Here is a 22021-nt window from a genome sequence, read left to right on the forward strand (position 1 = left end):
TCATATTGTTTTGCAATCTTGAAGAACGGATCTAACGTTCACCAGCGTATTTCTTCAATCTCTGCAAATTCGACCTTTGAACCGTCGGTAAAGTCGATCGAGCCGACAGCGTCGTCTGAAAGTTCCAGACGACCGCTGTCCGTGTCGGTATTTTCAATCGACCCGCTGGTTATCGTAACAGTCCAGTCTGTCCCGTACTCTCCAGCTGATGTGACGCCGGGACCACCTCCGAGATCGATAACGTCGGTCCACGCACTTCCGGTACCGCCGTAGATGGCATCGTTGCCGTCCCCAAGTCCGTGCATGAAAAGATCGGATCCATCGCCGCCATGGAGGCTGTCGTCATCAGCCCCGCCGACAATGATGTCGTTGCCGTCACCACCCATGATCGTATCCTGGCCGCCTTCGCCGAAGAGAAGGTCTTTACCTCCATTGCCGGTGATCTGGTCGGCTCCCGCAACGGATCCGCCTTCGATCCTGTCGTTGAAGTCACCTGTCTGGATCGTGTCATTACCGCCGACACCGTCGACGGAGTAGGACTGTCCGGACCGGTTGAAATTTCCGCTTGCGAGACCGCCGGTAAAATCCTGATCATAGTCGCCGGAAACTGAAATGGAGAAGGTCTCGGACGCCTCGGAACCGTCAGTCGACTTGGCTGTGATCGTCAGATCGATAGACGACTCCACCTGGCTGTCAAAAAACGCATGGTCGGCGATGGTCACAACACCGTCGGCATCGATACTGAACCGGTCGTCACTGAGCGAGTAGGCGAGGGCACCTCCACCCGGGTTCATGGCCGATACCGAAATGCCTACTTCAGTGCCGGCATCAGCCACTTCATGAATGGTGTTGCCGGTCGTGTTGGCGTCGGACAGCATCATGTCCGTACTCATCGAGAGGTCGCCCACCTGAACGTCGCCGTCGGCGAACCTGTAGTTTTCCACGTTGGAAACGGTATTGGTACCGTCGGGCGATCCTGTGCGCGTGTCGATTACGGTGTAGCTTCCATCACCGTTGTCGTAGATGTTGTAGTCACCCTGATTTCCGCTCAGAACCATGGTGTCTGTGCCGGCACCGCCATCAACAGTATCGTTGCCGCCGAAATTGAAAATGACATCCTCATTTTCAGTGCCGTTGATTGTGTCGTCACCACTCGTCCCGAGTTCGATACCGAGCGTTTCCTGATAGGACTCATTGTTTGCATCCGTCACCTGCACGGTCACGGTATCGCTGAGGGACGTCTTTGCATCGTGTTCGGACGTGGTTGAGATATCGCCGGAGGTTGCGTCGATCTCAAACGCGCCATCGCCGTCATCCGTGAAGCTGAAATGGAAGGAATCACCGGCATCGGCATCTGCAACCGATGCTATTCCGGCAACAACCGAGCCGGATGCAATCGTCGATGCATCTGCTCCGGTGGAAACAACAACAGCGTTGTTTGCCGGATCTCCCCAGCTTCCGCCACCAGCGGGGTTTTCCGTCAAACCGGTGATCGATGCATCACCTGTGATGGTAATCTGGTAGGGACCTGTGGTGGATCCTGATGCGGGGTGATCGGAAGAAGTACTCAGCGCCTCGCTGTCATTCAGCGGATAGCTACCGATGACCACCATGTAATCGCCGGCTTCAAGTCCCGTTCGGCTGATGAGGCTATCAAGGGAATTTGTGCTGCCGTCGCTTCCCGCGGCGCCGTCGTCATTGCTGGTCACAGACGTGAACGTGCCGTCGCCATTGTCCTTGTAAAGGAATATCTTGCTATCCAGGCTGCCGCCATTGAATCCGCTTGCCAGCACATCGATCGTCAGATCGCCGCCATCATGGCTGATAGACCAATGATCAACAGAGTTGTTCCCGCTGCCGTCAGAAACAATTTCACCCGTTACGACCCCGTTGCCGCCGTCGGTCTCCGTCAGTGCAAGTCCTTCGTTCGCCGAAAATGAGATATCGGTCGGAGCTGAATTGACCAGGTCCGAGGCAGACAGCGTACCGTCGGCGAACTCGAAGTTTTCGACATCCCAGACAGTGTCCGTCCCGTCCGGTGAGCCGCTGCGCGTGTCTGCAATTGTGAAAGAACCATTGCCATGATCGGTGATCGAGTAGTCGGCATGGTTTCCGGAATAAACCGCCGTGTCGTTGCCGCTGCTGCCGCTCAGGTAGTCGTTGCCTGCACCACCTTCCAGTGTGTCGTCGCCGGAACCGCCAAACAGGGCATCATTTCCGCTGCCACCATCAATTGTGTCATCATCGTTTTCGCCTGAAAGCCGATCCGCGCCTTCGCCTCCAATGATGGTATCGTCGCCACCGCCGCCATAGATGGTATCATCGCCTTCGCCACCATCCAGATGGTTGGCATCCGTGTTGGGCTGTGCACCTCTTTGATCGTCGATAAAGTCGTTTCCACCGCCACCGTAAACAGTGTCGGCACCTTCGCCGAAAATGATTTCGTCGTCGCCAGCTTTCCCATAAACCGTATCATCGCCGCCGCCGCTATAGATGGTGCCGCCGTCCTCGTGCGCGGTGATGGTTTCCGCAGCATCTGTCCCGGTAATCGTTGGTTCCGCAACGCCTTCGTCGACGAATTCGGTTTGACCGGCACTCAATTGGAAAGACTCTGCGACATCTGTAACGTTGACGTCGAGCGTCTGCTGCGAACTGGAACCGTCTGACGAAGTTGCCGTCAGTGTCAGCGAGATTGTCGGTTCGCTTTCAAAGTCGAAACGCGCACCGGAGGCAACCGTCACGGTTCCATCGTTTGCCACGTCGAAGCGGGCATCATCCACGGAATAAGTCACCGTGTCGGTCACATCGGCGTCGGATGCAGAAGCTGTAATGCCAACCGTCGTGCCTTCTCCGGCATCTTCTGCAATGGCGTTTGCGCCGGCATCCGTATCCGTCACGTTGGAGACGGCTGTTTCGTTTACATCGGAAACATCGATGGTGAAGGTTTCATCCGACGTGGACCCGTCAGAGGATGTTGCGGTCACGGTGACGTCGACAGAGCTTTCTGTCTCCGCGTCGAAAGAAGCACCGGCAGCAACCGTAAGGGTACCATCAGCTGCAACTTCGAAGCGGTCGTCATCAATGGTGTAGGCCACCGTGTCGGTAACATCGTCATCAGTGGCTGAAACCGAGATGCCGACTTCGCTTCCTTCGGCTGCATCTTCGGCAATCGCGTTTGCACCGGCATCCGTGTCCGTCACGCTGGAAACGGCTGTTTCGTTCACATCGGAAACAGCGATGGTAAAGGTTTCATCCGACGTGGACCCGTCAGAGGATGTTGCGGTCACGGTGACGTCGACAGAGCTTTCTGTCTCCGCGTCGAAAGAAGCACCGGCAGCAACCGTAAGGGTACCATCATCTGCAACTTCGAAGCGGTCGTCATCAATGGTGTAGGCCACCGTGTCGGTAACATCGTCATCAGTGGCTGAAACCGAGATGCCGACTTCGCTCCCTTCGGCTGCATCTTCGGCAATCGCGTTTGCACCGGCATCCGTGTCCGTCACGCTGGAAACGGCTGTTTCGTTCACATCGGAAACAGCGATGGTAAAGGTTTCATCCGACGTGGACCCGTCAGAGGATGTTGCGGTCACGGTGACGTCGACAGAGCCTTCCGTCTCCGCGTCGAAGGAAGCGCCGGCGGCAACCGTGACGGAACCGTCATCCGCAACTTCGAAGCGGCCATCATTGATGGAGTAAGTGACCGTGTCGGTAATATCGTCATCCACGGCTGAGACCGTGATGCCGACTTCACTCCCTTCAACGGCATTTTCTGCGATCGTGTTGAGGTCTGCATTGGTGTCCGAAATCGCGGAAACTGTGTATTCGCTGACATCGGAGACACTGATCGTGAATGTTTCCTGGGACGTCGAACCATCTGTTGAGACAACGGTGACGACGACGTCAATTGAACCTTCCGTTTCCGCGTCGAAGGACGCGCCGGTTGCAACGGAAACTGTTCCGTCGTCGGCAACCTCAAATCGGTCGTCATCAACGGAATAGGAAACAGTGTCGGACACATCGGCATCGAACGCAGAGGCGGTGATACCGACTGTAGTACCTTGTCCAGCGTCTTCGGCAATAGTGTTGGCACCGGTATCCGTATCCGTCACGTCGGAGACGGCCGTTTCGTTCACATCGGAAACATCGATTGTGAATGTTTCTTCGGATGTGGAACCATCTGAGGATGTTGCAGTCACTGTAACGTCGACTGAACCTTCGGTCTCCGCGTCGAATGAGGCCCCGGCAGCAACAGTAATTGTGCCGTCATCTGCCACTTCAAATCGACCGTCATCGACTGAATAGGCAACACTGTCGGAAACATCGTCGTCGGAGGCAGCAACTGTGACACCAATTGCAGATCCCTCCGTTGCGTTTTCCGCAATTGTGTTGGAAGTGCTGTCCGTATCAACGATTTCGGAAGTGGAATGCTCGTTGATGTCGGAAACACCGATCGTGAATGTCTCCTGCGATGTGGAACCATCAGAGGATGACGCCGTCACCATGACGTCGATGGAACCTTCCGTTTCTGCATCGAACGAAGCACCGGCCGCAACGGAAACGGTTCCGTCATCTGCAACATCAAATCGGTCGTCGTCGACGGTGTAGGAGACCGTGTCAGAAGCATCGTTGTCGGCCGCAGAGGCCGTGATGCCAACTGTCGCTCCCTCAATCGCGTTCTCGGCAATGGTATTGGCACCGCCATCCGTGTCCGTCACGTTCGAGACAGCTGTTTCGTTCACGTCGGAAACATCGATCGTGAAAGTCTCCTGCGATGAAGAACCGTCACTTGATGTGGCTGTCACCGTAACGTCGATGGAACCTTCGGTTTCTGTATCGAAGGAAGCACCGGCAGCGACAGTCACGGTTCCATCGTCGGCAACATCAAATCGGCTGTCATCGACGGAATATGTGACTGTATCACTTTCGTTTTCGTCTGTAGCTTTGACAGTGATCCCAACAGCCGCGCCTGTGCCCGCATTTTCTGCAACCGAATTTGACGCATCATTCGTGTCTGTCACAGCACCAATGTCGCGTGCGACAAGATCGCTCGCCGGAATATCGCCGTCGGAAAAATGGAAATTTTCGACATTCCGAACCGTGTCTACGCCATCCGGAGAACCGTCGCGCGTGTCGGTGACAGTAAAGCTGCCGTCCGGATTTTCCACAACGTCGTAGTCTTCACGATTGCCGCTGAAGGACGCCGTATCATTGCCGCTTTCACCATCAAGCACATCGTTGCCGGCTCCGCTGACAAGCGTGTCGTCACCATCTCCGCCTTTGATGTTGCCACCGTCTTCATGCGCCGTAATCGTATCGTCGCCCGATCCGCCGGAAATGGTCGTTTCCGAAACTCCCGTATCCACAAACGTAACGCCGTCGTCGTTTAGCCGAAGATCTTCAGCAACATCATCGAATGTGACGGTGAAGGTTTCAGTTACGGAAAGCCCGCCGGCATCCGTCGCGGTGACTGAAACTTCAACGGATGGCTCCGATTCAAAATCGATGCTTTCGCCAGATTTCAGGCGCAATGAGCCGCCGAGGATCTCAAAGCGATCATCTGAAACCGTGTAGGTATGTGTGTCTCCGGCATCCGGATCAGATACAGACAAGGCACCTACAGTTGCACCTGAGGAGTTCTCTGTAACGGTGCCTCCCATGAAATCGGAAAGCGTTGCGTTTGCATAGACTGAAAGGCCCTCACCATTGATCGTGCCCAGAAAGTCTCCGCCGATATGGCCCTGACTATGCCCGGCGATGGTGCCCACACCCAGGTCGTTGCCGCCATCCCAGTCGCCATCTGTCCACCCAGTCTGCTGCGCAACCAGACTGTTGGAGACATTCATCTCTCCAAGCCCGAGAACGCTGGACAACAACAAGGAAATGGTATCGACATCCTTGTTCAGCTCGAGCGCAAAGTTGTACTCGGTATCGGGAGAAATCTCGGCACTCAATTCGAGATTGTTGCCTTCGCCAGCATAGACGTGAATGCGCCCGTTTTCTATGACAACGTTCAGACCGTAGACATTGCCACCGGTCTCAAAGAGGGTTTGCGTTGAGGACACGTCCGATGCCGTCGTGAACGACATCGAAAACACGTTGCTGTCGCTTTCAAGACCCATGTCCGAAATGCTGGTTCCGGAAGTGAAGCCGTCCCAGGCAATGAAATCAGCATGATTGTCGGTATTCAGAACAAGCGCTGTCGGTGCCTCGTTCACGTCTCCGATCGCGATGGTGACGCTTTCCGAATGGGTCAGGCCTTCTGAGTCAGTCGTCTGAACGGTGATTGTGTGGCTGTCGGCCGCTTCGTGATCGAGTGAAGCACTGTCCTTGACCCTAATCTCGTTGCCGACAATCTCGAAGGAACCGGATGGGTCGTCGGTGATCTCGTAGGTATGAGTATCTCCTTCGTCTTCATCCACCGTTGACAACGTGGCAACAACCGTGCCGGACGCGCTGTTCTCATCGACCAGCGGCTTCAGGTAGTCTTCAAGTCCCGCGTTCGCGTAGACAGACAGGCCATCACCGTTGATGGTGCCAAGAAAATCGCCGCCGGTGTTGCCCTGGCTGCTTCCGCCGCCGATTGTGCCGACGCCGATATGGTTGCCGCCATCCCAGTCGTGGTCCGTCCAACCGGTTTGCATGTCAGCCAGGCTGTTGGAAGTATCCATTTCGTTGAGCGGCAACTCGTCCGACATCAACAGAGTGAGGGTATCGGAGTTCTTGTCGAGCTCGAGCGCCAGATTGTATTCGGTGCCTGGCGTGATTTCCGCGCTCAGTTCCAGATCATTCCCGTCACCCGCATAGACATTGATGCGCCCATCTTCGATGACGACGTTCAACCCGTACACATTTCCGCCGGTTTCAAACAGGGTTTGAGGCGTTGTCACATCGTCTGCCGTCGTGAACGAGAGCGAGAAGACATTGCTGTCGCTCTCAAGTCCACGGTCGGAAATACTGGCAGAGGATGTGTATCCGTCCACAGCCGAAAAATCGGCTTCGGTGTTTGCATTCAAGACCAGTGCAGCCGGCGCTTCGTTGACATCATTTACGGTGATCGTGACGTCTTCGGAATATGTCAGACCAGCCGCATCAGTAACTTGAACAGTGATCGTGTGAGTGTCTGCACGTTCATGATCGAGTTTTGCACCATCGCTGACCCGTATTTCATCTCCGACAATCTCGAAATAACCGGAAGGATCGTTCGTGATAGAGTAGGTATGACTGTCTCCGGCGTCTTTGTCCGTCGTTGAAAGGGTGGCGACGACAGCGCCCGCCGAGCTGTTCTCATCGATTGCCCCGCCGGCAGTTTCAATATCGGTTGGTGTCTCGTCGATTATATTGGTGACGTCGATGGAAAAAGTTTCTTCAGACCTGGATCCATCGGTCGATTCGGCGGTCACGGTGATGTCGATCGAGCCTTCACTCTCCGCATCAAACGTGACCCCGTCCGCGATCGTGACGACGCCATCACCTGAAACCACGAAGCGGTTGTCATCTACCGAGTAAGTCACAGTGTCGGAGACATCAGCGTCCTCGGAAAAGGCTGTGATACCGACGATATCGCCAGCAGCGGCATTTTCAGCGATGGAATTGTCAGTCGCATCCGTATCAACGACCAGGGAAGCGGCAAACTCGTTGATATCCGAAACAGCAAGGTTGAAGACCTGCGATGAGGTTGACCCATCGCTGGAGATAGCGGTTACCGTGAATGAAATGTCACCTTCGGTATCGGCATCGAACGTCGCGCCTCCGGCAACCGTGACAACGCCGTCATCGTCGATTTCAAATCTGGGATCATCAATCTGGTAGCGAACGGAAGCCGTTGCATCAGGATCGCTCGCATGTGCGGTTATGCCGACGGTGGCCCCTTGGGACACATTTTCTGCGATTTCGTTAGCCGAGTCGTCAATATCGGATACGGCCGACACATCGCTTTCATCGACATCGCCAATCGCGATCGTAAACGTTTCCGATCGAGACGCACCGTCCTGCGCTGTTGCAAGAACCACGATGTCGTGTGTTCCGGCGGTTTCTGCATCCAGCTCGCCGGCTACCGTCACCACACCCGTATCGGGATCGATCGCGAACAATCCTCCCGCATCATCAAGCAGGCTGTAAGTCACACTTGATCCATCGGACGCATCCGAATTTGCGGTGATACCTATTGCCGAGCCGATCGCGGCATCCTCATCTACCGAATTCTGGGTACTGTCCACGTCTGTGAGGGGGGACAGCTCCGAAGCTGTCGCTTCCGGTGTCCTAGTCACATCTTCGGACTTGCCCTCCGACTGCCCCGAAGAGGTCGGAACGCCGCCCGGAGTGCCAAACTCCGGCTGCGATTGTAGTGGTTCGCTGAAAGCTTGCTGAAGAATGGGCTCGGTGACACGCGGGGTCGAACCGTTCTGCTGGATTTCCGAAGTCTGTGCGTTGCCCTTCAGGGTTTCATCCGGCGCAATCGCAAGTCCTGACACGCCGTTTGCGATCTGCCCGGCATCATTCTGGGTGTCGGCAATGGGGGTGGAGGGGAGATTGGAACTGGCGGTTGAATCCCTCGAGAGATCAGAAGAATTTTCGGAGTTGTGGGTTTCTTCGCCGCGGTTCGGTTCACCCTCATGGCTGCCAAGGTGAAGATTGGCGTTCACCTGTTCGTTGGATACGCCCATATCCTGGTCCAGGTGATAGTCGTGGGCCTTGCCCAAATGCTCGTTCCCGGTATCAAGCATTCCGGAATGAAGATAGTCATCGGAACTCACGGTCGAGCCGGATCCGCCGTTTTCCTCATCTGGCTGCTTGTTGTTTTTGGGATCCCGGGTTTCGGAGTCGTTTGCCATTCGGTCGCCTGTCCGCACATTTTCCGATAATGACACTGAACGACGGCGTTCTTAACAAAGCGAAAAAGTTTGAGCAGAAACTTTCGAATTGTTGGAAATATATTTCTGAAAACACCCTATAAGGTAAACTGTTTTTAAACCGGAGCACCACACTTTGTGTAGGCGTGGACATCACTCTGGCTAACTTATGTTGAAATCAATCCTTTCGTCTTTCTTTCTGCCCCGCATGAGGGTGAAGCATTCGCCGAGCGACAAGTGGATTTCATCACCACGGTTGCCGCGCGACGTCATCGTCGGCTCGATATTTGCAAACATTCTTGGTCTGGCGATGCCGCTCGCCATTTTGCAGGTCTATGATCGGGTGCTGCCGAACGCCGCTACCGACACACTTCTTGTTCTGATGCTTGGCGTGGTGTGCGTACTTGCAGCAGACGGCGTTATCAAGGTCGCGCGTGCTGCGGTCGTTGGTCGTCTTGGAGCCAGCTTCAACCACCAGGCCCACAAAGAACTGTTCCGGCGTGTGCTGGACGCAAAACCCGAGCGCTTTGCCAAAACCGCCGTGTCCGTTCAGGTGCATCAGCTCAGGTCGCTTCAATCGATCGCAGACCATTACGGAGATCAGGGCAGGCTTCTTGCGATCGATCTTCCCGCAGGCAGTATCTATCTCGCTGTGCTGATCTTCATTGCAGGGCCGCTTGCCATCGTTCCTGTTGCGCTACTCGGCATTTTTATTCTGTTTGCGGTCAATCGGAACAGAGTGTTGCAGAAACTGGTTGCAGACCGAGCCACGCAGGACGACAGGAAATCCGATTTTATCCTCGAAGTGTTGTCCGGTGCGAAAACCGTGAAATCGCAGGCGATGGAATCGCTGATTATGCGGCGCTTTGAACGTTTGCAGAAAGAAACCGCCAAACTGAGCGCGAGATACATGCGGTTGGCGGGCCAAGCGAGAGACGCGTCAACGCTCTTTGCAACCATGACAACGGTCTTTGTCGTTCTTTTCGGCGCTGCCATGGTCATAAACAACGAATTCAGCATAGGTGGCGTGGCAGCAAGTACGCTGCTTTCCGGCCAGTTTGTTCAACCGTTTTTGCGCGCGATCAATCAGCTCACCGACATGCAGCGCTTGAGACACGATTACAATCACGTAGAAAACTTGTTCGAACTGCCCGAGGTGGAGCAAAACCAGGCAGGCATCATCGATCCGGACGGCTCGATGGAACTGGTCGATGCCTCATTGGAAAATCAGGTTGGACGCAGACCTTTGCTCTCGGGTCTGGATCTGAAAATCAATCCGGGTGAGTTCGTTGGTTTTAGGGACACTAACGGAAACGGCAAATCGAGCCTGATGAAACTCTTTTCCGGCGAGCAGTCGCCGACGCGTGGCAAGGTGCTCGTTGGCGGGTATGATTTTTCCGGCCCATACAAACAGACGCTTCGCAAATCGGTCGCCTATGTCGACAGTAAATCGGCCGTCTTCAACGGAACAATTCTCGAGAACATAACCATGTTCGGTGCTGTTTCGGATATTGCGCATGCAAGGATGGCGGCAAAGCTTATCGGTCTTGAGAAGGAAATTCACCTTCTGCCAAAGGGTTATGACACCCAGATAGGTGCCGATCTGGGTGGAAAGGTTCCTGCATCCACCGTGCAGAGGATCTGCATTGCCCGGGCGCTGGCTGGCGAACCGAAAATACTCATTCTCGACGAAGCAAATGCACTTTTGGATCAACGCGCCGAAAAGGCACTTGTGGAGGCTCTGAAGCGCCTGAAGGGCTCCCTGACCGTTGTCATCGCAAGTCACCGGCCATCGATGCTTGCGATCGCGGATCGCCAGATAGAACTCAAGAATGGCCAACTACACGAACTTGCCGGCGATACCGGCACCTCTCAATCGAGAAACGTGGGAATTTCAGCGTGACCCGTGCGCTTTTTGATCTGGATGACTTGAATCCGCAGACAAATCCGGTTCACCGGCAATGGAATGAATTGTCAGATGAGCTGAATCCCTCATTGGCGAACGACACGGCATTCAGCAGGTTGAGTGAAGGCACCACGCCGGCCGAAAGGTGCCTTGTGCCGCTTTTGCGCGAGATGAACTGGCAGGGGAACGATCGTCTGCTGTTTGAAGCGCTTCCCCACTTCGACCGGATTGAAACTATTGAGGACTTTCGGATCGTTCTGAACCGGATCAATGTTTCTTCGAAGTTATATCGCGGTAAAGCCACGGAACTCACGGAAGCCCAACTTCCCTGTTTGCGGGTGACACACAACGACATTCAGGTTCTGGCCAGCAAGACCGAAAGTGGAGAGTTCAGGGCCTATTCCGGTGAGACGGGCCAAGCGGTTGTCTTGACGGCAAGGGAGGTTGCCCGGCAGGACGTATACGTCGTTTCCGAAGAACGGGAAGAAAACAGCCAGGTCAAGGGCAATCGCAGCTGGTCATCGAGTGCATCGAAGCAATTCAGGGCCAGCATTGTCTCCATTCTCGCAATCGGATTTGTTCTTAACATCGTCGCACTTGGGCCTCCCTTGTTCATAATGGCTATCTACGACAAGGCCATGGGCGCAAAATCCATAGACGTTCTGATCACGATGGCTGTCGGGATCGGTATTGTTCTGCTTAGCGAAATAGCGCTTCGACGAACAAAAAACGTTCTGCAGTCCTATCTCGGTGGACGAATTGACGCCATCGTCGGGAACATGACATTCGAACGCATTCTGCATCTGCCCTATGCCATGCTGTCGGAAGCACCTATCGGAACGCAGGTCATGCGTTTGCGTTATTTCGACAGTGTGCGTGATATGTTTCAGAGTTCGCTTTTCAACGCGGTCATCGATCTTCCGTTTACGCTGATCTTCATCGTTGCGATCTTCCTGATCGGTGGACCTGTGGCTCTGCCACCGCTCGCCCTTCTCACGATCTATGCCCTGATTGCGGTCTATGTACTGCCAAAGGTTCAGCGCGAGGTCGCTGCCGTCGGAGAGCAGAAATCGAAACTGAACAGTTTCATGATCGAGACCTTCCGGAACCAGCGCGCGCTGCGGAACCTGTCTGTGGAAGACACCTGGCTGGACAGGTTTTCCAACCTATCGGCCAGTTTCAACAGGCTCAATATTCACGCCCGCAACCTGACGCATTTGCTGCAAACGATTTCCCAGACACTCATGACAGTCTGCGGCGTACTTGTACTTGGAATAGGCGCAATGCAGGTCATGAACGACAACATGAGTCTGGGTGCCCTGATCGCAACGATGGCGTTGTCTTGGCGTGTTCTCAATCCGATGAACCAGGCCTTCCTGAGCATAACGCAGCTAGCCCAGAGCAGAACGGTTCTGGAGCAGATCGACAATCTGATGAAAGTGCCGCTCGAGCGTGAACCGGGCCACATGTCCAAGATCACCCGCGATGTGCAAGGTGACCTGAAGATTTCTTCTCTCGTTCTGAGATATCCAGGCGCAACGGAGGCATCTTTGAAGGGTGTCGACCTGACAGTGCAACAGGGGGAAATGATCGCCATCACCGGACCGAGCGGTTCCGGCAAGTCGACGCTTTTCCAGGCAATCACCGGTCTTTTCCAGCCGCAGGTCGGCTCGATACTGTTTGACGGTCTCGATGTGCGCCAGCTGGATGCCGGTGAATGGCGCTCCAAAATCGGATATGCGACCGATGATTTTGATTTCTTTTATGGAACGGTCAAGCAGAACCTTCTGCTCTCGGAACCTGGAGCGAGCGACATCCGTTTGAAAGAAATCGCAGAAAAGCTTGGATTGCTGCAGTATCTGAACGATAATTTCGAGGGTCTCGAAACACGCCTGAACGGGGAAATTCTCAAACAGATCCCGGACAACATGAAGCAGCGGATTGTGCTGGCCCGTGCGCTTGTCAAGGACGTGCCGCTCTATCTGTTTGACAACCCGGGAACGCATCTGGATTTCGATGGTGATCGTAAATTCATGGACATGATGCAGGCGCTTCATGGCAAGGCGACCATCCTGATCAACACCCAGCGTCCAAGTCACATGAAAATGGCCGATCGTGTTGTGGTCTTCAATGCGGGCCAGATCGCAATGATGGGGCCGCCGTCTCAGGTTGTACCTGTTCTGATGGGACAGACCGCTAAGGCCGGGTAACCGGCGCGCGCTCGGGTACACGCGCCGGCAAGGTGTTCTCATGATGAGCCGGCTGCACGGATTTGGGAAGCTGTTTGCTGAAACACCGGTCCGGCAACAATTGCATCCGCATAAGCGTGCCCGAGTTTCTGACCTTCAGACACGTCCATCGGGTAGTGCACACCTGCAACGACACGCCCATGTCCGATGCGAGTCGCAAGATCCATAAGTTCATTGCTTTTTTCGGGAAAGATTTCTGCGAGCAGCCTCGCATATACGACGGCTCGAATGGAATGTCCGCTCGGATAAGACGCAACAGGCCGCGCATCGCCAAGGGGCTCGACAGCCGAGCTGATTTCAAACGGACGCGGATAATCATAAATGCCTTTGACGGCGTCATAATCTGCCCGGACTTCGTCGATTGCGTTGTCGATCAACACTTTCAGGGCAGGGCCGTCGACTTCAAAGATCGCACCGCCGACAATAGGTGCAAACCTTTCAAGATCGAGTGTTGTTTCCACGAATTTCGTTTGCTGCGGTGTTCGGGTTTCCTGCAGCCAAAGCACGGTAGACATCTCCTCGTGGAATTTCGGCGTTCCAAGCGCAGGGGGGTCTTTGATCATGCCCGTTGAATCCACACTTGCGGCGGGTAACAACGAATTCACAAGCTCAGAAGCCTGCACTTGCGCAGCTGACACGATGAATACGACCGCGAAGGCGGACAGGGTTCCAGTCATTCCTCTCATTTTGGTTCACTTTCTCTCTGGATTTCGGTTCAAGTTGCCGATGAGTGCCATCTGTTTCAGAGATGAGTGAGTTCTAAGGAAATACAAATTAAGAAATAGCAATCTCGCGTTTGAAAGATTATCAAATCGATTGAATTCTCAAAGTATAAAATTGATATTTCATCATGGATAATACATGATTTATTGAAAAAACTATCGTGGATTCAAATCAGGAAGATTTTGAACTTCAGTATTTCGACGGGAATTTAGTACACCATCGCGGGTCGATCTTGCAGCAGTGAGCAAGTGATCCCAGGATTTCCTGCTTTCGCCGGATGATTTCGGCACCTGTCTGGAGAAAGAGAGCGCACAGCATTGATGGAAGGCCAGATTGTATGCCGACCAGTCACAGTTCGGAACCTTTCGCTCGACGGTACGCTGCCAGTCCAGGCTGCGTCTCATCAACAGGTTCAGGTCACGTGATCTGATCGCAGCCACGAGCATTTTGAACAAGTATCCTTCCGAGGCCCGGTGTCGGTTTTTGAGTTCCCTCGCGTAGGCCATCAACGATGACGCATATCTGCGCCAGACGAAGAAAGCAGCAAAACCAATCAGGACCACAAACATGGCCGATCCGAAAAGGCGCCTCCAGTCAATTGCAGCCGATTTTGGCTGTGATTCGGGAACGTCTGTCCCGGTCACGTTTATGGAGATTGCAGGCGCTGCAATCGACTCGATCTTGCCGCTTTTCAGATTGAACCAGGATAGTGTTGCTTCCGGAACCGTGTAGCTGCCATCCGCTTCGGCGACCAGAACGGTTTCTTCCGTTCTGGTTCCAGAGAGAAGTCCGCGATCTTCTCTCTCCTCAAGAACAGGTTCTTTCGGATAGACGGCCAATCCGCCGGTCTCAATGTTCTGACCGAAGGGAGGCACGAACATAGGCGCCACACCCGCTACGTTGACGACCGTTGTGAGTGTCAGGGCATCGCCTACACCCATTTCCTGCGGATTACCTTCAACGGACCGCTTCATGGTGACCGAATTGGCTGCAAGGAACGGATCGAGTTTTTCTGAACCAGGTGGAATCTGACCGGTTATTTCAAAGCTGTCTGTCGTGACCTCCGTGACGACAGGCTCCTGAGTATCAGGATCTGAGTATGTGATTTTGATGCGACCGGCAGGTATTTGAAAGGTGCCTGCGATCATCGGGTAGAGCCTGTACGAACGCGTAACACCAGACCAGGTTTCCCCACCAATTGTCTCGCTGGCAGGACCTGAAGCTCTGGAAGGCAGGCGCACGACAACATTGGGTGCTTCGTAGCTTGGAAATTCGGGAGGTGAGGGCAGCCAGGTCGGGACCAGAACGGTAACACGGTAAAGCAGCGGTTGACCGGGAACGGCCGTGTCGTTTTCCAGTGACGTTCTGACCTCGGGAACCTGACCGTCCTGTGCGGCGACCGGTACACCAGTCAGCATGAAGAAAAAATTGAGGAGCAGCGCATATCTCATTGCGACCCCCTTGCGTTTTCAAGCGCAAATCTGCTCTTCAAAAAGTCGCCGGTTCGTGTGTCGACCGTACGCATCCATTGGTCTGCAGTCTCCGGCACAGCCTCGCCGGCTTGCTGCTGGGTTTCCGTCCCGCGTCCCGCTTCATTGTCGTAAACCGTGTCATCGGCACCAATGCCGCTTTCTTCGCTGGTATCTGATTGTTCTCGCGTGGTTTCAATGTATTCCAGAATGTATTCGGCCAGCTCCAGATTCCTTTGAGCTGCCTCGTTGAGGGGATCTCTGTCGACCGCCTTTTGAAACGCGGCAATGGACTGCCGGTAAGCACGCGACTTGATCAGGGACATGCCTTCACCCAGTGCAGCGTCTGAACTTTCCTGCCAGGCATATAGTTCTGCCGCTTCTTCATACCTGCCAAGTTTATAAAGCGAATAGGCTTTCCGCTCGGGGTCCTGAAAGAGCTCGGACGCTTTCTCGTACTCCTTCGCGTCAAATGCCATTTGGCCTTGTTGATCGGGAGTGAAAAACCAGTCGCGCCAACTTTCGGCATGAGCGTTGGAAGGTGGTTGAAACAGAAATGCCAGGAACAGGATCGCAGACCATCGCATGGTCCAGCCACGTCTGAACCAGAAGAGCAGCAGAAGAGCGGCCGGCCAGGCGACCAGCACTCCCTGGTCGCGCCATTTCGCATCCTCATCCTGAGAAAGCGCGGCCTGATACGTCGTGTCGATGTTGCGAATGATCTGTTGAACATCCCGCGCATCAGCCGTCACGGTGACTGCTTGTCCAACCCCGAGCCCGGACGGAGTATCAACTGGCTTTGGATCACGGCTAAAGACCCAGAAATGGAGGGACGTGTGCGTTTCCGTGTTCCCCTTGGCAATCATGGCCGCATCAGAATTTGAAATGCCATCGAGAAGAAACAGGATCGAGCCCGGCTCCGTCTGCGTTTGCAGAATGGTCTGAGCAAGTACCAGCGCTTCTCCTGCAGCATCACCTTCCTGAGGCATCACCTGCGGGTCCAGACCCTCCAGAAACGGCTTGATCACGCCGGGGTCCTCGGTAAGCGGAACCACCTGATGCGCCGATCCTGCATAGGCAATGAGTGCGGTCCTTGCCCCGGCTCGGTCCTTCAGCAGATCCAGGATTTTCTGCTTGGCGCGTTCCAACCTGTTTGGTGGCACGTCGGGTTGCATCATCGAGTCGGAAACCTTGAGTGCAATAACGAGCGGAGCCGTATCTGACACGAGTGGGTTTGGGACACGAGACCAGGAGGGACCGGCCGTTGCGACCGCCAACAGGCACAAGATCATTGCGATCGTATCAACAGGCTGCAAGCGCCGCCGGTCTTCCTGGCCGATAGTCAGCGCGGCTGCAAGATGCGGAGCTATGACAGAAGGAAGCTCAAACCGGCGAGACGGACGAACCCTCACGAGCCAAAACAGCAATCCGATTGCCGGCAGTGCCAGCAGCCACCACGGCCGTAGAAAATGGAACGCTTCGAATTGTTGGAAAAGCTGATCGGTGCTCACACTGTCCTCCTCTTGAGGGAATTCAGCTGGAGCAGCAACAGCGTCATCAGTCCAATGAGGAGTGCAAGTCCGAGAAAATAGTGCCCCAGTGGCTCGCGGGGGCGGTAGCTGGCTGTCTCAACTTCACGCGGCGCAAGTTCGTTGATGCGCTCGTAAATAGCGCTCAGCGCAGTTTCGTCATTGGCGAAATAGTACCTCCCGCCTGCTGCGCTGGCGATCTCGCGCAAACTCTGCTCATCAAGTCGCTGTTCGCCGGAACCTTCGGGATCTCCGACGCCTATCGTGAGAATTTCAATACCTTCACTCGATGCAATTCCCGCCGCATTTCTGGGCGCCATGCGACTTCCCGTGTCGGATCCGTCACTTAGCAATATCAGCAATCGCTGATCAATCTGACTGGACTGGAAGGTTCTGATCGCTAGCCCGATGGCATCACCTATGACCGTCTGGGGTCCTGCCATCCCGACTTCGGTCTGATCAAGCAACGCTTTGACGGAAACAAGGTCCTCGGTGAAGGGCGCTTGTACATAGGCCTTCGATCCAAAGACGATAAGGGCTACGCGGTCCCCATCGCGCTCGGTGATAAAATCGCCGACAACCTGCTTTACCGCGTCGAGCCTCTGTATCCTTTCACCATCAGTTGTTTGAAAGTCGGTCTGGTCCATGGACCCGGAGATGTCTATGGCAAGCATGACATCTCGCGCAGCCGTTTCCTGGACAACAGGTTCACCGACCCGAACGGGTTGAGCCAGGGAGCAGACGATCAGACACCAGACAAGAATCGCGGCCACGTTTTGAATCATGGTGCGGCCAATTACGACCGACCCTGGGGTAGGTTCCTGTCCTGCAGCCGAGGCGAGATTGCGGAAAAACGGAAATCTTACGGATGAAACGCGTTCCTTGTAGGATGGCAGCAGAAAATAGACGGCGAGTGGTAGTGGCAGCATCAGGAGGACAATGGGCAGTTCGAATTCAAACATCAAAGCCCTCAATTCGGTGCTGTTTGATCCATTCCTCAACAAGTGAAGCGACCGTCGTGTCAGCGGGCGTGTGTTGGTAAGGCCCCATACTCAGGACCTGGCCAGGTCCATTGGAAAACCCTTCACCACCATAGGTGCTATCGAGGAAACGCAACCATTCCTTGCCAAACAACGAGGCGACGGTTGCTCTTGGATAGGCCGCAAGCGCAGTTCGTCGCAGCAGGAGGCCCATGGCGGCAGGATCGTTTCTGCAAAGGGCAAGTTCGCTCAAGGCTTCACGTCGATAGGCGTTCTTCTGTCGATGACGCCAGATACGGTGCACGAGAAAGACCGTCACCCCGAGTAACAGGAGACCGAGCCATATCCAGCCGGCGGTTTGAGGCAGCATGGAAACTGAATCAGGCTCGGGTACCGGCTCAAGCAGTGCAATAAGCTCGGTAAGGCTCAAGCCCTTCCATTCTTCTTTCACCGGTCAGCCCTCCGAGACCCCGGCCGATGGCCCATCAGACGGCGCAATTGGTCAACGGTGTCTTCTCCGGCGCTCAACGGCAACACCGGAATGCCGTACTTCCTTTGCCAGGTCAGAATTTCGGCTATTCGGCCCGAAGCAAAATCCGACAGTCTCTTGAATGTTTCCGAGGGCCCGGTATCCAACTCGACCTGCAACTCACCATCGGAAACGACAAGTTTCATGTTCCGGGGCACATCTTCTGAAATCGGATCTGTCACCGGACACAGGACGACGTCATTGTGCCGTGCAATGGAACTGACCAGCCTGCCGGTTTGCTGATCCAGGCCATCGAAATCACTGATGATGACGACAAGATGATCGCGGTGAGCGATGCGCGCAACTGACTGAAGCGGTAGGTTTAAAAGCAGCGGGCGCTCGACATTCGGCGCCTCGGCATGCAACAGTCCGTTTGCACGTTCAAGGGAAACCAGAAACCGGTTAATTGCGGCGCGGCTTCGCTTGGGTCGCAGTTCGGAAACCTGATTGTCGCCGAATATGACGCCGCCGACGCGATCACCCTGACCGAGAATCCGAAATGCGATAAACGCCGCAGCTTCGGCAGCCGTTACCGATTTCATGTTCAGCCGGGTGCCGAAGAACATCGACATCCGCTGGTCCACGACCAGAAGGGCGGGGCGGTCCCGTTCCTCGCTATAGACCCTGACATGGGCTGCACCTGTTCTGGCCGTAACTTTCCAGTCGATCATTCGTGGATCGTCGCCTGGCAGGTAACCGCGCAGTTCTTCAAAATTCAGTCCGCGTCCCCTTAGCCTCGACGCATGACGGCCGTTCAAGACACTTGAGACCGGTTGGGCGGGCAAAAGTGTCAGGTTCCTCGCTTTCCCCTCGAGCGCGCGCAGATGTGACACATCGACCTGTACCCTCGGGTCGATCCGGGTCGATGGCCGGGAAACGTGCCTGTTTAGGCCACTTCTGGTGCGCGCGGAGACATCACGCATCGCCTGCTCCTCAGGTCAGGGCCACCAAGGTGACAATTTCGTCCACGACCCTGTCCGGTGTCACGCCGTCGCCATCGGCTTCGAAACTCAAAGTGAGCCGGTGCCGGAGTACGTCGTGAACAATCGCTCTGATGTCCAGCGGGTCGACATAGTCACGCTCGCTCAGCCAGGCATGGGTCCGGCTGCACTTGTCGAGCGCCAGCGACGCACGGGGACTGGCCCCGACTTCAATCCAGCGTCTCAATTCGCCGCCGTAGATTTCCGGCGTTCGCGTCGCCTGCACAAGGTCGGCCATGTATCGCTCGCTCGCTTCGGAGACGTGTATTCCGGCTATTTGCGAACGGGCCGCGAAAATGGCGTCTTGTGGAACCGGTGACAAAGGTTCATCCGGCTGTTCGGCGACTTCAGCTTCTTTCGCCGCCGGTACAAGCGCTGCCGTTTCTTCGGATCGGACTAGCTGGATGATCCTGATTTCATCGTCGACCGGTGGATAGGTGATCAGCACGTGCATGAGAAACCTGTCCATCTGCGCCTCGGGGAGCGGATAAGTGCCTTCCTGTTCAACCGGATTCTGCGTTGCCATCACCATGAACAGCGGTTCCATCTTGTGTGTCTTGCCGCTGACGGTCACCTGCCGTTCTTCCATAGCCTCAAGAAGGGCAGCCTGTACCTTGGCCGGCGCGCGGTTGATCTCGTCCGCCAGCACGATATTGGCGAAGATGGGTCCGGGTTCGAAACGGAACGTGCCGCTGCCGCCTGACTGATGATAGACTTCGGTGCCGGTCACGTCGGAGGGAAGCAGGTCCGGTGTGAACTGAATACGGCTGAAATCTGCCTCCATGTTCTTCGCCATGGCCTTGATCGCACGTGTCTTTGCAAGTCCGGGCAAACCCTCGATCAGGAGGTTGCCATTGGCCAGCAGGCCGATGATCAGCCGGTCAATCACATCTTCCTGTCCAACGATCGATTTCTGCATGCGCTCCTTGAGCTGCTGGATCTGCTGGTGTGCTTCTGACATCTGCGGCTTCCTGTCTGATCCGGGCAAGCTCATTTAAGGACTTCGTGCAGAACCATCCCCAATGATCCACTCGGCTCCTTGATTTTCAGCAGCGCAGACAAAGTCGGAGCAAGGTCAATTGTTTCAACTCGCCTTGCAACTCGTTTCTTGTCGATGCCCTGACCGGCAATGATTATGGGCACGTGCGTGTCATAGGACCAAGGGGACCCGTGATGTGACGCCACGTGCAATCCATCGAAGTCGCCGACAAACCAATGTGGTTCAAACACGATATAGATGTCGCCAGACCTTTCGGAGTGAAAGTTGGACAAGACCGCGCTGGAAACGGGCGTGACAGCGACACGACCGGACCGGAGATCGTCGCTTGAAAAAGCGAAAGCAATGCCGGGCATTTTTTGAAGTTCGTCCGCCAGACGCCTCGCCACGACGCGTTTGTCCAGGTCGTTTTCGTCAAGAAAAGCCTCGTCCAGATAGACGTATGGTTGCGAGAAACTCTCGATCATCTCACTTGCAAACCCGAATTCTTGTCGAAGGTTTTCGGCTGCAGAATGCGTGTCGACGTCGTCAAACGAGAAATAGCTCGCGGGAATGCCGAGCGAATTCAGATAACCAGGCACTTCGGCAGCGCCATGGTCAGCCGACAGAACAACAAGGGTATTCTCAAGACCGACTGTCTCGTCGACGTGTTTCAGCAACCCGGCAATTGTAGCGTCGAGACGGCGCAGGTTGTCTTCTGCTTCAAGGCTCGATGGGCCGAAGATATGACCAACATAGTCAGTCGAGGAAAAACTTACTGACAGGTAATCGGTGACGTCGTCCTTGCCCAGATCCTCGGCGTCCAGGAGTTCTTTCGCAAACGATGCCGTCAGTTCGTCACCGGCGGGACTGAGCGTCAGCAACGTGGTATAGTATTTCCCGTTACCAGCACCGTAGGGGTGGGGGAAAACGCGTCCGAAGCCGGGAAAGTCCGTTTCCCATTCCGCGTCGTCCATGTTGCCGAACCGGTATGTGTCGACCTTGTCCGACAGGCTCCAGTTCGTCTCCGCGAATGCTGCAACTTGCCCGGAATCATTCCAGTTGCCAACCCACTCGGGATAGGCTTCCATGTAATATTTCGAAGTTACGAAACGACCTTCACTCTTGGAGAACCAATAGGCGTCACCGCTGTGACCAGCCATTGAGATGGCACCTCGATCCTTGACCGAAACCCCGAAGATTTTTGGGTTGCCACCAATGCCGATCGCGATTTCGTCCGAGAATGTCGACGACAGGATCGCGGCCGGCGACCGTCCATCCGAAGTTGCGGCTCTCTGCGTGGGGTCAATCTCTGTCGATTGGTCTATGCCTGCCTGCGCGAGGAGCGGGTAGTCGGGGTCCTGAACATTGTAGAAAGGGGTGCCGGTTTCGCGATCGAACCAGAGATTGGCGACCATTCCGTGGATCGACGGGTCTGTTCCGGTCGCAAGAGTGGTGTGTCCGACAATGGTTTCAGTGTTGGCATGACGGTGATGTGCGTTGGTAAAATAGGTGCCGTTGTCCAGAAGATAGCGAAAACCACCTTCACCAAAGTGCCTCAGGTTCCGGTCAATAAGATCGCCACGCAACTGATCGACCGTGATTTGGAGAACAAGCCTTGGATGTTCGTCGTCGGCATACGCTGTCGGGCTGAATATGCAGGCGACAATCGCGCCCACCGATGTCACTCGCAATGTTGCGTCAATCATTGCTTGTTCTCTCCGTTTGCGATCTTGGGGCTGAAGGTTAGTCGCTGTAAACTCTCGCGCTGTGTACGCGTATTGAGGATCCGGGCAGCGTGATCTTCCGCCGCCCGGATCCGAAGTGAGAC

Annotated in this window: 11 protein-coding genes; 2 read left to right on the forward strand and 9 right to left on the reverse strand. The window is 55.0% G+C overall.

Features of this window, described 5'->3' with window-relative positions:
- Window positions 1-38 precede the first annotated feature (38 nt).
- On the reverse strand, window positions 39-8831 hold the full coding sequence (locus tag ACO6TI_RS20485) for a cadherin domain-containing protein (protein WP_422383224.1): 8793 nt from the start codon (window positions 8829-8831) through the stop codon (window positions 39-41).
- A gap of 187 nt (window positions 8832-9018) precedes the next feature.
- On the opposite strand from ACO6TI_RS20485, the gene ACO6TI_RS20490 reads away from it, so the two are divergent.
- On the forward strand, window positions 9019-10752 hold the full coding sequence (locus ACO6TI_RS20490) for a peptidase domain-containing ABC transporter (RefSeq protein WP_422383225.1): 1734 nt from the start codon (window positions 9019-9021) through the stop codon (window positions 10750-10752).
- Window positions 10749-12965, forward strand: coding sequence for an ATP-binding cassette domain-containing protein (locus ACO6TI_RS20495; protein ID WP_196999841.1), 2217 nt, complete (start codon window positions 10749-10751; stop codon window positions 12963-12965). Before ACO6TI_RS20490 ends, ACO6TI_RS20495 begins: the two co-directional genes overlap by 4 nt.
- 38 nt (window positions 12966-13003) lie before the next feature.
- Here the strand turns inward: ACO6TI_RS20495 and ACO6TI_RS20500 are convergent, their stop codons facing one another.
- The 8 genes from ACO6TI_RS20500 to ACO6TI_RS20535 form a co-directional block, all read right to left on the reverse strand.
- Window positions 13004-13567, reverse strand: a complete 564-nt coding sequence (locus tag ACO6TI_RS20500) for a phosphatase PAP2 family protein (protein WP_196892327.1) — start codon at window positions 13565-13567, stop codon at window positions 13004-13006.
- A gap of 315 nt (window positions 13568-13882) precedes the next feature.
- Window positions 13883-15178: a BatD family protein gene (locus ACO6TI_RS20505; protein WP_422383226.1), complete on the reverse strand. Its 1296-nt coding sequence runs from the start codon at window positions 15176-15178 to the stop codon at window positions 13883-13885.
- Entirely contained in the window at window positions 15175-16707 is a 1533-nt protein-coding gene (locus ACO6TI_RS20510; protein ID WP_422383227.1) for a VWA domain-containing protein, read from the reverse strand. The genes ACO6TI_RS20505 and ACO6TI_RS20510 overlap by 4 nt, the downstream gene beginning before the upstream one ends.
- On the reverse strand, window positions 16704-17687 hold the full coding sequence (locus ACO6TI_RS20515; RefSeq protein ID WP_196892321.1) for a VWA domain-containing protein: 984 nt from the start codon (window positions 17685-17687) through the stop codon (window positions 16704-16706). The genes ACO6TI_RS20510 and ACO6TI_RS20515 overlap by 4 nt, the downstream gene beginning before the upstream one ends.
- Entirely contained in the window at window positions 17680-18156 is a 477-nt protein-coding gene (locus ACO6TI_RS20520; protein WP_196879206.1) for a DUF4381 domain-containing protein, read from the reverse strand. Before ACO6TI_RS20520 ends, ACO6TI_RS20515 begins: the two co-directional genes overlap by 8 nt.
- Entirely contained in the window at window positions 18153-19157 is a 1005-nt protein-coding gene (locus tag ACO6TI_RS20525) for a DUF58 domain-containing protein (RefSeq protein WP_108875198.1), read from the reverse strand. Before ACO6TI_RS20525 ends, ACO6TI_RS20520 begins: the two co-directional genes overlap by 4 nt.
- Before the next feature lie 10 nt (window positions 19158-19167).
- Window positions 19168-20175 carry an AAA family ATPase gene (locus tag ACO6TI_RS20530; RefSeq protein ID WP_422383228.1) on the reverse strand — a complete coding sequence of 336 codons (1008 nt, stop codon included), beginning with the start codon at window positions 20173-20175 and terminating at the stop codon, window positions 19168-19170.
- Between the two features lie 29 nt (window positions 20176-20204).
- Window positions 20205-21899, reverse strand: coding sequence for an alkaline phosphatase family protein (locus ACO6TI_RS20535; RefSeq protein ID WP_196899554.1), 1695 nt, complete (start codon window positions 21897-21899; stop codon window positions 20205-20207).
- Window positions 21900-22021: the final 122 nt, after the last annotated feature.

The organism is Roseibium album (assembly GCF_965233825.1).
GTDB lineage: Bacteria > Pseudomonadota > Alphaproteobacteria > Rhizobiales > Stappiaceae > Roseibium > Roseibium album.

Bases quoted from the DNA above. Each gene is read 5' to 3' on its own strand.
- ACO6TI_RS20485 (WP_422383224.1), bottom strand. From the start codon at position 8,831: ATGGCAAACGACTCCGAAACCCGGGATCCCAAAAACAACAAGCAGCCA.
- ACO6TI_RS20490 (WP_422383225.1), top strand. From the start codon at position 9,019: ATGTTGAAATCAATCCTTTCGTCTTTCTTTCTGCCCCGCATGAGGGTG.
- ACO6TI_RS20500 (WP_196892327.1), bottom strand. From the start codon at position 13,567: ATGATCAAAGACCCCCCTGCGCTTGGAACGCCGAAATTCCACGAGGAG.
- ACO6TI_RS20505 (WP_422383226.1), bottom strand. From the start codon at position 15,178: ATGAGATATGCGCTGCTCCTCAATTTTTTCTTCATGCTGACTGGTGTA.
- ACO6TI_RS20515 (WP_196892321.1), bottom strand. From the start codon at position 17,687: ATGTTTGAATTCGAACTGCCCATTGTCCTCCTGATGCTGCCACTACCA.
- ACO6TI_RS20525 (WP_108875198.1), bottom strand. From the start codon at position 19,157: ATGCGTGATGTCTCCGCGCGCACCAGAAGTGGCCTAAACAGGCACGTT.
- ACO6TI_RS20530 (WP_422383228.1), bottom strand. From the start codon at position 20,175: ATGTCAGAAGCACACCAGCAGATCCAGCAGCTCAAGGAGCGCATGCAG.
- ACO6TI_RS20535 (WP_196899554.1), bottom strand. From the start codon at position 21,899: ATGATTGACGCAACATTGCGAGTGACATCGGTGGGCGCGATTGTCGCC.